Annotated in this window: 10 protein-coding genes; 8 read left to right on the top strand and 2 right to left on the bottom strand. The window is 62.1% G+C overall.

Annotated elements, in window-relative coordinates:
- From HF916_RS27815 to HF916_RS27805, 3 genes are read left to right on the top strand one after another with little or no spacing between them, the layout of a single operon-like run.
- The gene (locus tag HF916_RS27815) at nucleotides 1-678 is read left to right on the top strand and encodes an ABC transporter permease subunit (protein WP_168791934.1); all 678 of its coding nucleotides are present in this window, start codon (nucleotides 1-3) and stop codon (nucleotides 676-678) included.
- Nucleotides 675-1400 carry an amino acid ABC transporter ATP-binding protein gene (locus tag HF916_RS27810; RefSeq protein WP_168791933.1) on the top strand — a complete coding sequence of 242 codons (726 nt, stop codon included), beginning with the start codon at nucleotides 675-677 and terminating at the stop codon, nucleotides 1398-1400. The genes HF916_RS27815 and HF916_RS27810 overlap by 4 nt, the downstream gene beginning before the upstream one ends.
- Nucleotides 1401-1440: 40 nt before the next feature.
- A complete protein-coding gene (locus HF916_RS27805) occupies nucleotides 1441-2391 on the top strand; it encodes a LysR substrate-binding domain-containing protein (RefSeq protein ID WP_168791932.1) in 951 nt (316 codons plus the stop codon).
- Nucleotides 2392-2937: 546 nt separating this feature from the next.
- Here HF916_RS27805 and HF916_RS27795 read toward each other — a convergent pair.
- Complete coding sequence (locus HF916_RS27795) at nucleotides 2938-3663, bottom strand: GntR family transcriptional regulator (protein WP_168791930.1); 726 nt, start codon at nucleotides 3661-3663, stop codon at nucleotides 2938-2940.
- A gap of 161 nt (nucleotides 3664-3824) precedes the next feature.
- Between HF916_RS27795 and HF916_RS27790 the strand changes: the two genes are divergently transcribed.
- The 4 genes from HF916_RS27790 to HF916_RS27775 all read left to right on the top strand — a co-directional run bounded on the left by HF916_RS27790 (nucleotide 3825) and on the right by HF916_RS27775 (nucleotide 10396).
- Nucleotides 3825-5045 carry a pyridoxal-phosphate-dependent aminotransferase family protein gene (locus tag HF916_RS27790; RefSeq protein ID WP_168791929.1) on the top strand — a complete coding sequence of 407 codons (1221 nt, stop codon included), beginning with the start codon at nucleotides 3825-3827 and terminating at the stop codon, nucleotides 5043-5045.
- 212 nt (nucleotides 5046-5257) lie between these two features.
- The gene (locus tag HF916_RS27785) at nucleotides 5258-6544 is read left to right on the top strand and encodes an MFS transporter (RefSeq protein ID WP_168791928.1); all 1287 of its coding nucleotides are present in this window, start codon (nucleotides 5258-5260) and stop codon (nucleotides 6542-6544) included.
- A gap of 45 nt (nucleotides 6545-6589) precedes the next feature.
- Nucleotides 6590-7339, top strand: a complete 750-nt coding sequence (locus HF916_RS27780) for a 2-keto-4-pentenoate hydratase (protein WP_168791927.1) — start codon at nucleotides 6590-6592, stop codon at nucleotides 7337-7339.
- 33 nt (nucleotides 7340-7372) lie between these two features.
- A complete protein-coding gene (locus HF916_RS27775) occupies nucleotides 7373-10396 on the top strand; it encodes an FAD-binding and (Fe-S)-binding domain-containing protein (RefSeq protein WP_168791926.1) in 3024 nt (1007 codons plus the stop codon).
- 31 nt (nucleotides 10397-10427) lie between these two features.
- On the opposite strand, the gene HF916_RS27770 is transcribed toward HF916_RS27775, so the two are convergent.
- Nucleotides 10428-11345: a helix-turn-helix domain-containing protein gene (locus tag HF916_RS27770; protein ID WP_168791925.1), complete on the bottom strand. Its 918-nt coding sequence runs from the start codon at nucleotides 11343-11345 to the stop codon at nucleotides 10428-10430.
- 156 nt (nucleotides 11346-11501) lie between these two features.
- Between HF916_RS27770 and HF916_RS27765 the strand changes: the two genes are divergently transcribed.
- Nucleotides 11502-12401 (top strand): DMT family transporter, encoded by a 900-nt coding sequence (locus HF916_RS27765; protein ID WP_168791924.1) that lies wholly within the window; start codon nucleotides 11502-11504, stop codon nucleotides 12399-12401.
- Nucleotides 12402-12450: the final 49 nt, after the last annotated feature.

The following is a 12450-nucleotide window of genomic DNA, read 5'->3' as shown; positions in this document are numbered from 1 at the left end:
ATGTTCAATATGGATTGGCAAGCGCTTGCGGATTCGAAGCGTATCGTGCTCGCGGGCATGGGCATCACGTTGCAAATTACGCTCGTGGCGATCTTGTGCGGGGTGCTATGGGGCACCGTGCTAGCGGTATTGCACCGGTCGCCGCAACGCGCGGTTCGCGTTTTCGCACAAGGCTACGTCGCCTTGTTCCGGTCGATTCCGCTGGTGATGCTGTTGTTGTGGTTCTTCCTGATCGTGCCGCAGTTCCTGAAGGCGCTGTTTAACTTGCCCTCCAGTGTCGACGTGCGGCTCATCTCCGCGATGGTGGCTTACTCGCTGCTGGAGGCTGCATTCTTTTGCGAAATCATCCGGGCTGGGATCGAAAGCCTGCCGCGCGGCCAGGCGCAGGCTGCGCTTGCGCTCGGCATGACAGCGGGGCAGACAATGCGCTATGTGATTCTGCCGCAGGCGTTTCGCGCGATGGTACCGGTGGCGCTGACACAGTGCATCGTGATTTTCCAGGACACGTCATTGGTCTACGTGATAGCGCTGGGCGATTTTTTCCGCCGGGTATCGGCAATCGGCGAGCGCGACGGCACAGTCGTGCCAATGCTGCTGTTCGCCGGCGTCGCTTACTGGTTGATTAGTACAGGGTTGACGGTAACCGTCAAAGTGGTCCGAACGAGGTTGGCAAAATGATCGAGTTGAATCGCGTTTCGAAATATTATGGGCAGTTCCAGGTGTTGACGGATTGCACGACCCAAATTCAGAAAGGCGAAGTGGTCGTGGTGTGTGGTCCGTCTGGTTCCGGGAAATCCACTCTCATCAAAACCGTGAACGGTCTCGAGCCGTTCCAGAAAGGCGAGATCGTCATCAACGGTCAATCGCTGACCGACAGGAAGGTCAATCTGTCGAAGTTGCGCGCGAAAGTTGGCATGGTGTTCCAGCACTTCGAGCTGTTCCCACATCTGTCGATTGTGCAGAATCTGATGCTCGCGCAGGTCAAGGTGCTGGGCCGTTCGAAAGACGAAGCGGCGGCGAAGGGGCTGAAGTTGCTGGATCGCGTCGGTCTGCGCGTGCAGGCGGACAAGTTTCCAGGTCAGCTGTCGGGCGGGCAGCAGCAGCGGGTGGCGATCGCGCGTGCGCTTTCGATGGATCCAATCGCGATGCTGTTCGACGAGCCCACTTCCGCGCTCGATCCGGAAATGATCAACGAAGTACTCGACGTGATGGTCGAACTGGCGCAGGAGGGCATGACGATGATGTGTGTCACGCACGAAATGGGCTTTGCGAAGAAGGTCGCCCATCGCGTTATCTTCATGGATCGTGGCCTGATCGTGGAAGACGATCGCAAGGAAGATTTCTTCGCGAATCCGAAGTCGGATCGCGCGAAAGATTTTCTTGCGAAGATTTTGCACTGAAGGGCTACGGTCACGTCGTTGGCGAGTCAACGGGAGTGCAATGAAAATTCATCAGTTACGTGCGCTTGTCGCCATTGCCGACGCAGGCAGCGTCCGCGGCGCGGCGCGGCTGCTCAATTCCTCGCCCGCGGCGGTCACGCAAAACCTTCAGTATCTGGAGGAGACCGTCCGAATGCAGCTCGTGGCGCGCACTTCGTCAGGCGTGACACTCACGGAATGCGGACAAACGCTGCTGGTCCATGCGCGCCTCGTCGTCGCGCAAATAACACATGCGCATCAGGCCGTTGATGCGATGCGCGGCGATCCGCACGGGCGCCTCTCCGTTGCCGTGTCGGCGTGGGTCACGATGACGTTTCTCCCGGAGGCTGTCGCACGCTTTCGCGCAAGGATGCCGGACATCCAACTGGAGATCTTCGAAGGTCTGCCTGCGATTGCCAACCCGCGTTTGCGCGACGGCAGCCTGGACATCTATGTGGGCAGGCAGACGCCGGGCGCGACAGGCTCCGAGTTCGCTTACCGGCCGCTGTTTTCTACGGGCCGGGCGATCGTCGCGCGGCAAGGTCATCCGCGTGCGGACAGCCGGTCGCTGACGAACCTGCTCGATCTCGACTGGCTCGTCGCGCTGGATCCTGAAACGGAAGGGCAGACGCCGTACACGATGTTCGCGCAGTACGGGTTGACCGTGCCGCGCAGCATTCACTTTCTTCACTCACTGACCGTCGCCGTTTCGCTGCTCAAGCGCATGGACATGGTCAGCATCTTTCCATGGCCGCTCGTCGAGCTATGCGCGGCGAGCGAAGGGCTCTGCGCGATCCCCGTGCGAGAACAACTCGACGAGTCGACGGTCGGCATCATTACGCGTGCCGGGCAGCCTCCCGACGCGGTGTCGAGTTGTTTTATAGACTGCCTGATCGGTACGATCCGCGACGAATCATGGGCGCGAACGCCGGAGATTATCCGGGCGTTGCGTTCCGTGGAAATACTGATCTAAGGTTATACCCGACGTGTCTTCTGCCAAGGACAGCGCTACTAGCGAGAACCGCGATCGAAGAGGACTGACTTATCAGATCCTTTGCGCGAGGGCATGCCGCCCGCGCTGAGCATGAGCGGCACCGCGGCGACTGGCCAGCTTGCCGTGTCGCGGGTTACGCTTTCGCGGCTTTGGGTTGAGCACGTGGAGATCACGCCGGAAATGGCGCGTTGCATCGAGCAGGGGCTCGGTGCGAAGCGTGGAGGGCGGGCTGACCCGCGGTTGGGGATGCAGCTTGACTACGGTCTGTGGCGAGGCTCGCAAGCACGCACCAAAGGCAATTGCGTAACGCGTTTTCAACGCATTTGCCCCAAAGCGAGAACCCATGCTCATGCATGACCCACCAGCCGATACCCCCTTTGCATCAACCACTTGCCCAAGATGTAAGAACGTTGTCCACAGGCTTGCCAACATTTTGGGTGGACAAGTTTTGCCATCGGTGCAGACGTGCAAACTCACACCAACACCAAACGCAACCACCGCTCAGATGCATTAACTCAACTCGCCTCAAGTCTTCAACGGCGACGCAGCCACTGCTTCCCGCGATTGCACCTGCAAAACCGCATCGCGCTTATCGAGCAGATGCTGCCGAAGAATCGCACTCAGCTTCTTGCCGTCCCGCGCCTCGAGCGCCTTCAACATCTCGTCGTGGTCATGAATCGCGCTATCCCACTTGGGGATCTGGAAATTCGACCGAAACCTGAGCGCCTGCAGGCGACGGTTCACCGCGACATAAGTCTGCCGCAGTGCTGAATTCCTGGCCGCCTCGTTGATCTTGTCGTGAATCGCCTGATTGCGGCTGTAGTACCCGGCCAGATCGTTCTGCGTACGGCACGCGAGCATCGCGTAGTGCAGCGCCTTGATCTCGGCGAGTTCAGCCGCCGTCATCCGCTCGGCTGCCAGCTCGCCGGAAAAAGCTTCGAGACCGCTCATCAACTCGAAGGTCTCGCGCAGTTCAGCCTCCGACATTTTCGACACCGACGCGCCGCGATTCGGCGATATCTCGATCAGCCCTTCCGCGGCCAACACCTTCAGCGCCTCGCGCAGCGGCGTGCGCGAAATGCCGAGCGTTTCGCACAGTTCGCGCTCGTTCAGTTTCTTGCCCGGCTCGAGCGCGCCTTCGACGATGAAGCGCCGAATGTGCTCCACCACGGTGTCATGCAAGCGTTGCCGCTCGACCTTCGGCATCAGCGGGGAAGTGGCGCCGCTTGCCTCGAAATCCGAATTTTGCATACAAAGCCCTCAACATCTCATTAGCTCGGATTTTATAGGAAGCTGAAAGATTAGTTAATAGCGCGGGTAAACACCGGTGTTTACAGGCGATTTTCATCTTGGGGGAGTCGCGGTTTGCCTGATATAGTTTTTTGAATGCAAAATTCAATCGGAGAAGCCCAATGCTCAAGCTAGACTTTCACCCCGCTGGCCGTCACTTTTTGCAGATTCCGGGTCCGAGCCCGGTGCCCGACCGTATCCTCCGGGCGATGAGCTACCCGACCATCGACCACCGCGGTCCGGAGTTCGGCGAACTTGGTCTGACGGTGCTCGACGGCATCAAGAAAATCTTCAAGACGCAGCAACCCGTGGTGATTTACCCAGCCTCGGGCACGGGCGCCTGGGAAGCGGCGCTGTCGAACACATTGAGCCCCGGCGACCACGTGCTGATGTTCGAAACCGGCCACTTCGCCACGCTGTGGAAAAAGATGGCGGAAAGCCTCGGGCTGAAGCCGGAGTTCCTCGGCCTGCCGGGCATTGAAGGCTGGCGTCGCGGCGTGCAGCCGCAAATGATCGAGGAGCGTCTGCGTGCCGACACGCAACACGCGATCAAGGCGGTGTGCGTAGTACACAACGAAACCTCCACGGGCGTGACCTCCGATATCGCCGCCGTGCGCCGCGCGATCGACGCGGCGGGTCATCCGGCTTTGCTGCTGGTCGACACGATCTCCGGCCTTGCGTGTGCGGACTACCGTCATGACGAATGGGGCGTCGACGTCACCGTCTCCGGCTCGCAAAAGGGTTTGATGCTGCCGCCGGGCATCAGCTTCAACGCGATCTCACCGAAAGCCATGGCCGCCAGCAAGCAGGCCAAACTGCCGCGCAGCTTCTGGGACTGGACTGACATCGTCGAGATGAACAAGACCGGTTACTGGCCGTACACGCCGAACACGAACCTGCTTTACGGACTCAATGAAGCGCTCGAGATGATTCTTGGCGAAGGGCTCGACAACGTGTTCGCCCGTCACGAACGTCTCGCCGAAGCGACCCGTCGCGCGGTGCGTGCGTGGGGCCTGGAAATTCAGTGTGCGGATCCGTCGGTGTACAGCCCGGTGCTTACGGGCGTGATGATGCCCGACGGCATCGACGCCGATGCGGTGCGCAAGCTCATCTACGAACGCTTCGACATGTCGCTCGGCACGGGCCTCGGCAAGATGAAAGGGCGCATGTTCCGCATCGGCCATCTCGGCGACTGCAACGACCTGATGCTGCTGGCCACGCTGGCCGGCTGCGAAATGGGTCTGCGGCTCGCGGGCGTGCCGCTCAAGGAAAGTGGCTTGCCTGCCGCTATGGAATGGTTGAGCCAGCCGACGAAGGCATCCGGCCTGAAAGCCGCAGCCTGAGTACGCCCCGAAGGAAGTCCCTTCGGGGCATCGAGCGAAGCGCAACCAGCGACTCGCGGAAAAGGGAAGGCGGTGAGCATTTCCCTCATGAAGCCGCGCACAGACGCGGCCCCGAACTAATGCGATGGTCCCGCGCGGCGCAAGCCGCCGCAGGGCGACGACGCAGCGCGCCCTATCAGGCCCGCCGTCGACACATGCAATGGAGAGAGACGATGAAGCGGTTTCGTGTGACCAGTGCGACCAGTATCGTTCTAGTGATGCTATGCATCATGTACTTCATCACCTACCTCGACCGCGTCAACGTCAGCACCGCGGCTGCGGGTTTCGGCAAGGAATTCCATCTCTCGCATACGGAAGTCGGCCTGGTGTTCTCAGCCTTCGCGTATCCGTATCTGATCTTTCAGATCATCGGCGGATGGGTCAGTGATCGCTTCGGCGCAAAACGCACGCTGATTTTTTGCGGCGTCATCTGGGGCGTCGCGACCTTGCTGACGGGTTTTGCCGGCGGCCTGGTTTCGCTGCTGGCGGCGCGCGTGCTGCTCGGCTTCGGCGAGGGCGCGACGTTTCCCGCCGCCACGTCCGCGATGGCGCGTTGGGTCGCCAAGGAAAAACGCGGCTTCGCGCAGGGCATCACACATGCGGCGTCGCGGATCGGCAATGCGGTGGCGCCCGGCCTGATCGTGCTCGTCATGGCGACCTGGGGCTGGCGAGAATCGTTCTATATCTGCGGCGTGTTCAGCTTGTTGTGGGTCGGTGTATGGACCATCACGTTTACCGAACATCCGAAAGACCACCCGCGTATCACGAACGACGAACTCTCCGTGCTGCCCGCGCCGAAGCCGAAAGCCGCCGGCGTGCCGTGGGGCAAACTGTTTCGCCGCATGTGGCCGGTCACGATCGTATACTTCTGCTACGGCTGGACGCTGTGGCTGTTCCTGAGCTGGATTCCGCAATACTTTCTGCACAGCTATCACCTGCAACTTCAGAAGTCGGCGATCTTCGCTTCGGTGGTGTTCTTCGCCGGCGTGATCGGCGACACGCTCGGCGGCATCGTGACCGACTGGATCTTCGCTCGCACCGGCAGTCTGAAGCGCGCACGTAGCTGGATGGTGTCGGTCTGCATGTTCTTCTGCCTGCTTTCGCTGATTCCGTTGATGTTCACGCACAGCCTGTATCTGTCGATGGCGTGTCTTGCGTCCGGCTTCTTCTTTGCTGAAATGACGATCGGTCCGATGTGGGCGATTCCGATGGACATCGCGCCGGAATACTCGGGCACGGCGAGCGGCATGATGAACACCGGCTCGGCTCTGGCCGCGATCATCTCGCCGGTGGTCGGCGGTTTCCTGATCGACTACTTCGGTAGCTGGGAATTGCCGTTCGTCGGCAGCATGCTGTTGATGGCGATCGGCGTGGTGCTCGCATTCCGCATGCAGCCGGAAAGCAAATTTGCGCTCAATGCGGCTGACAAGGCGCACGTTCCCACCGGCATGGGCGTTTGAGCGCACTGCACCGTTCCATCTCTCTCCGCCTTACGACACGACATCATGACGACAGCACTCAGCCGGCTTCTTGCCCACGCACGCCGCGATCACGCCACGCTCGACACGTTGCCGCCGGAGCAAACACCCGCCGACGCCGCCGCGGCCTACGCGATCCAGCACGAGATCCTGGACGCATGCGGCGCGCGGATTGCCGGTTGGAAAATCGGCGCGAAGTCCGAGAGCGGTCCGATCCAGGGCGCGCCGTTACCCGACCTCGACCTGCATGCCGACCGCGCGCGTTTGCAGCGCGAAGTCTTCGCGCCGTTGGGCCTCGAACTGGAAATAGCGTTTCGCTTCGGGCGGCGCTTCGATGCTTCCACCACGCCGTATAGCGAGGCCGAAGTGCTGGCGAGTATCGGCTCCATCGGCGCGACCATCGAAATCGTGGCGAGCCGCTACGCCGAATGGCCCGCTATCGACAAACTCGCTCAACTCGCGGATTTGCAGAATCACGGCGCGCTGATCGTGGGCGAGTTCATGCCGTATCGCGAGGACTTTCCGTTCGTGGCGCCTTCGCTGCATTTCAGTTTCGATGGACACGATGTGGTTAAAACCACGCCCGCCAATCCGGCCGGCGATCCGCGGCGGCTGCTGACGTGGCTCGTCAATCACGCCACGTCGCGCGGCATTGCCGTGACGCCCGAGATGGTCGTCACGGCCGGTTCATATACCGGCATGTTCTTTCCGCAGACGGCGGGCACGGCGAGCGGCCGCATTGAAGGACTCGCGCCGGTCAGCCTCACGCTGGTCTAACCGGTTCCCCTGTTATTGCCATAGGCCGACGATATGACGAACCCCACTTCCGCTTTACTCGTCAAGCCGATCCACCTCGTTCCGTCCGCTGCGCGCCTGACGAGTCCGCTCGCGCAGCATCTGCGCAAATCATTGCGCGGCGACGTGTTGTTCGACGCGGCGAGTCGCGGCCGTTATGCGACCGACGCGTCGATCTATCAGATCACGCCCATCGGCGTGGTGGTGCCGCGCGACCAGGACGATCTGCGCATCGCATTGGAAATCGCGCGCAGCGAAAAAGTGCCACTCCTCGCGCGCGGCGCGGGCACGAGCCAATGCGGCCAGACAGTCGGCGAAGCGCTGGTGATCGACACGAGCAAGTGGTTGAACAACATCGTCGCCTTCGATGCCGAAGCGCGTACGGTGACGGTCGAACCAGGCGTCGTGCTGGACCATCTGAACGCATGGCTCAAGCCACACGGTCTATGGTTTCCGGTGGATGTCTCGACGGCCGCGCAATGCACGATCGGCGGCATGGCCGGCAATAATTCGTGCGGCTCGCGCTCGATCGAATACGGCAACATGGTGCACAACGTCGACGCGATCGACGCGATTCTCGCCGACGGCAGCGAAGCGCATTTCGCCTCGTTGCGCGAGGCCCCGCAAGGCGCCCGCTTGCAGCAGATACTCGCGGGCGTGAAGCAGATTGCCGAACGCGAGCGCGACGAAATCGTGGCGCGCGTGCCGAAGGTCTTGCGCCGCGTGGCGGGCTACAACATCGACGTGTTCGATTGCCAGAATCCGCGCGCTTATACCGACGACGGCGTCGCGAATCTCGCACATCTGCTGGTCGGCTCGGAGGGAACGCTCGCGTTCAGCCGGCAATTGACGCTCAGGCTCGTGCCGCTGCCCGCGCATAAAATGCTCGGCGTGGTCAACTTCCCGACCTTCTGGCAGTCGATGGACCTCACGCAGCACATCGTCAAGCTGAAGCCGGTGGCAGTGGAGCTGGTGGATCGCACGATGATCGATCTGGCGATGAGCAATCCGGCGTTTCGTCCGGTGATCGGCAAGGCGCTGGTCGGCGAGCCGCAAGCTATTTTGCTGGTGGAATTCGCGGGCGAGGACCGCGAAGCGCAACTCGCGTCGCTCAAGCAGCTCACGGAATTGATGGCCGATCTCGGCTTGCCCGATTCGGTCGTCGAGATGGCGGACGCGAACGAACAGAAAGCGCTGTGGGAAGTGCGCAAGGCCGGGCTCAATATCATGATGAGTATGAAGGGCGACGGCAAGCCGGTGTCCTTCATCGAAGATTGCGCGGTGCCGCTCGAACATCTGGCCGAATACACGAGCCGCCTGACCGAAGTGTTCCATCGGCACGGCACGGAAGGCACTTGGTATGCGCATGCAAGCGTCGGCACGCTGCACGTGCGGCCGATTCTCGACATGCGCCGCGACGGCGCGCAGAAGATGCGCGCGATCGCCGATGAAGCGGCGGCACTCGTGCGCGAATACAAGGGCGCCTATTCGGGCGAACACGGCGACGGACTATGCCGCGGCGAATGGGTCGCGTGGCAATACGGGCCGCGCCTGAACCAGGCGTTCAGCGAGATCAAGACGCTGTTCGATCCGGATAACCGCTTCAATCCCGACAAGATCGTGCGTCCGCCGAAGATGGACGACGCGCGCAATTTCCGCTTCGCGCCAGGTTACAAGGAACATCGCATCGACACGGCGCTCGACTGGTCGGCATGGAATGTCGAACGCGATCCGCTGACCGGACACGACACCTTGCCAGGCAGCGGCAACGATCTGTCAGGCGGTCTCGCGAAGGCCGTCGAGATGTGCAATAACAACGGCCACTGCCGCAAGTTCGACGCGGGCACCATGTGCCCGAGCTATCGCGTGACGAAGGACGAACAGCACGTCACTCGCGGACGCGCGAATACGTTGCGCCTCGCGATCTCCGGTCAACTTGGCGAAGCGGGCCTGGCGAGCGACGAGGTCAAGGAGACGCTCGATCTGTGCGTGTCGTGCAAGGGTTGCAAGCGTGATTGCCCGACGGGCGTCGATATGGCGAAGTTCAAGATCGAGGCGCGGGCGGCGCGTGTCAAGCGTCACGGGCTGCGTCTGCGTGACAAGCTGGTGGCCTTCATGCCACGTTACGCATCGACGGCGAGCCGCATGCCGGGCTTGATGGCGCTGGCCGACAACGTGCCGGTGCTGTCGGCGTGGTTCAAGCGGTCCGTGGGCTTCGCGCCCGAGCGAAGCTTGCCGCGCTTCAAGAAGTCGTTTTTGGCTGATGCGGTGTCATCGCGCAAAGCAGCCCAAGGTGCCGCGCTGAAAGAAGTGCTGCTGTTCGTCGACACGTTCAACAACAACATGGAGCCGGAGAACGCGCGCGCTGCGCAGCAAGTGCTGGAGGCTGCGGGCTACACGGTGCACTTCAACACGCGCCAGGGCGAGCGGCCCGTGTGCTGCGGCCGCACGTTCCTCGCCGCGGGTCTCGTCGATGAAGCGAAGCAGGAAGCGCGGCGCTTGCTCGATCTGTTCAAGCCGTTCGTGGAGCGCGGCGTGCCGATCGTCGGGCTGGAGCCGTCGTGCTTGCTGTCGTTACGCGACGAGTTCCTGCACTACGGCTTCGGCGACGAAGCGCAGCGGCTCTCGAAGCAGGCATTTCTATTCGAAGAGTTTCTGGTGCGCGAGGAGAAGGCCGGACGATTGCAGCTTGCACTGAAGCCTTTGGCGAAGCAGCAGGCGCTGGTGCATGGCCATTGCCATCAAAAAGCCTTCGACGCCTTCACGCCCGTGCAAACCGTGTTGAAGTGGATTCCTGAATTGACGGTATCGACGGTGGAATCGTCATGCTGCGGGATGGCGGGAAGTTTCGGTTACGAGGCCGAACACTACGCGACGTCACAGGCGATGGCGGAACTCTCGCTGCTGCCGGCGGTGCGCAAGATGGACGGCGACACGCTCATGGTCGCGGACGGCACGAGTTGCCGGCATCAGATCCATGACGGCGCGGGCGTCGACGCGATCCACGTCGCGCGTGTGCTGGCGATGGCGTTGCAGTAAGCGCAGCATCGTAGAGCGCGCCGGCCCGCGCTCAGGCGGCGACAGCCTGCCGATACGCGGTCGCCGCCACGCCGACGCTCTCGCGGAAACGGTGGCTGAAATGGCTGGCGTTCGCGTAGCCGCATTGTTCGGCGACCTGCGCGAGCGGCAGCGCCGTAGTGCGCAACAGCGTGCGCGCGCGTTCGAGCCGCTGCTGCGCGATCCACGCCGCGGGTGGCAGTCCGAACGAGGTGCGGAACATGCGCGCAAGATGGAATTCCGACAACGCCGCTACACCGGCCAGTTCGCCGAGCGTGAGCGTCTGCGAGAGATGGCTTTCGATATAGTCGTGCAGCCGCCGGCGAGTCGCGACCGACAAACCGCCTTTGAGCGACAAATCCGTGCGGCGCACGCCTTGCGCGCGCAACAGCAGACTCAGGACCTGATGCGCGGTCTCGTTGGTGCGCAGCAAGCCGTCCGGATCCTGCCAGTCTTCGTTCGCCAGCGATTGACACAACGTGGCGATGCGGGCGTCTTCGAAATACGTGCGATCGGCGAGCGTCAGTTCGCGCGGCTCGAGGTCGAGTTCCTGAACCGCGCGCTGCGTGAAGTGTTCCGGAAGGAAGTACAGGTGCATGAAATGCATGTGCCCGCGCACCCACCAGCGTGATTCGTGCTCGCCCGGCAGCGCGCAGAGCCGCGACGGCGCGCCATAATGCCCCGGCATTTTCTGACGCTCCGTACGATAGCCGCCGTCCAGATAGCACGACAGCGTGTGATGGCCGGGGCGCTCGTAAACGGTCTCGGCTTCTTCCGTGTCGCGTGTCCAGACGGCAATGGCCAGCCGGTCGCCAAGCCACGCGAAGCGGTCCAGATTCGCATTGGCGCTGCTCAGCGTGTGACACACCGACTGAAGGCCGAACGGCGTTTCAGTGGCGTGGGTCACGGGGGCGGGCGGTCTGGTGTTCACGAAGCGGGCAAAATACCTGTCATGACTGAATGAGTCAGTATACGGCGCCACGCGCGCGGCGGCTCGACACCCCGAAAAAGTGCGCAATCCTGGACAAGTGCGGCTGGCCAGGCTGCGGCATAGTGGGCTTCCGCATTCGCTGCCGCAGGCTTCGCCATGAATCTCTCGCTTTATGCTGTCACCGTTCTGATTTGGGGCACCACGTGGATCGCGATCAAATGGCAACTTGGAGCGGTGCCGCCACCGGTATCCATTGCCTGGCGTTTCTGGATTGCGGCGCTGGTGCTGTTCGCGTTGCTGCGCATCATGCGCCGGCCGATCTGGCCGCCGCGCGCCGCATGGCGGTTCCTGATCGCGCAAGGATTGGCGCTCTTCTGTCTGAACTTTCTGTGCTTCTACTACGCTGAGCAGGTGGTGCCGAGCGGCCTGGTGGCGGTGGTGTTTTCCACCGCGCCGCTGCTGAACTCGATCAACGGCCGCCTGTTCATGGGCCGGCCGTTGCAGCCCACGGCGATTGCCGGGGCGGCATTGGGACTCGTCGGCATCGTATGTCTGTTCGTTCAGCAGATGACGGGGCATCTCGGCGATCACGCCGCGTGGTTCGGTCTCGGCATCGCGTTTCTCGGGACCCTGTGCTTTTCGGCCGGCAATCTGTTGTCGAGCCGCATGCAATCGATGGGCTTGCACCCGTTCGCTACGAATAGCTGGGCGATGCTGATCGGCGCCAGCGTCTTGACGGTGGGCAGCATATTGGCCGGCTTTTCGTTCGCCGTCGAGCCGTCCGCGCGCTATCTCGGCGCGCTCGCCTATCTCGCGATTTTCGGCTCGGTGATTGGCTTCACGGCTTACCTGATGCTGGTCGGGCGCATCGGACCGGAACGCGCCGCTTACAGCACGGTCTTGTTTCCGATCGTGGCGCTGGCGGTGTCGACGGTATTCGAAGGCTATCAGTGGTCCGCGCTGGCCGTGGTCGGCCTGTTGCTGGTGGTGGCCGGCAATCTGGTGGCGTTCGATCTCACGCGGCGTATTTTTGTCCGGCGGGTGCGGAGTTCATGACGGACGTTCTTTCGGCGAGGCGGCGCGCTAATTCGCCGCCGCGCCGAAC

Origin of the sequence: Paraburkholderia aromaticivorans, assembly GCF_012689525.1 — a bacterium.
Taxonomy (GTDB): domain Bacteria; phylum Pseudomonadota; class Gammaproteobacteria; order Burkholderiales; family Burkholderiaceae; genus Paraburkholderia; species Paraburkholderia aromaticivorans_A.
Note: the sequence above shows the minus strand (reverse complement) of the source record. Positions and strands in the feature narration are given on the sequence as shown.

Coding starts and splice junctions, on each gene's coding strand:
- HF916_RS27815 (WP_168791934.1), top strand. CDS start 1: ATGTTCAATATGGATTGGCAAGCGCTTGCGGATTCGAAGCGTATCGTG.
- HF916_RS27810 (WP_168791933.1), top strand. CDS start 675: ATGATCGAGTTGAATCGCGTTTCGAAATATTATGGGCAGTTCCAGGTG.
- HF916_RS27805 (WP_168791932.1), top strand. CDS start 1,441: ATGAAAATTCATCAGTTACGTGCGCTTGTCGCCATTGCCGACGCAGGC.
- HF916_RS27795 (WP_168791930.1), bottom strand. CDS start 3,663: ATGCAAAATTCGGATTTCGAGGCAAGCGGCGCCACTTCCCCGCTGATG.
- HF916_RS27790 (WP_168791929.1), top strand. CDS start 3,825: ATGCTCAAGCTAGACTTTCACCCCGCTGGCCGTCACTTTTTGCAGATT.
- HF916_RS27785 (WP_168791928.1), top strand. CDS start 5,258: ATGAAGCGGTTTCGTGTGACCAGTGCGACCAGTATCGTTCTAGTGATG.
- HF916_RS27780 (WP_168791927.1), top strand. CDS start 6,590: ATGACGACAGCACTCAGCCGGCTTCTTGCCCACGCACGCCGCGATCAC.
- HF916_RS27775 (WP_168791926.1), top strand. CDS start 7,373: ATGACGAACCCCACTTCCGCTTTACTCGTCAAGCCGATCCACCTCGTT.
- HF916_RS27765 (WP_168791924.1), top strand. CDS start 11,502: ATGAATCTCTCGCTTTATGCTGTCACCGTTCTGATTTGGGGCACCACG.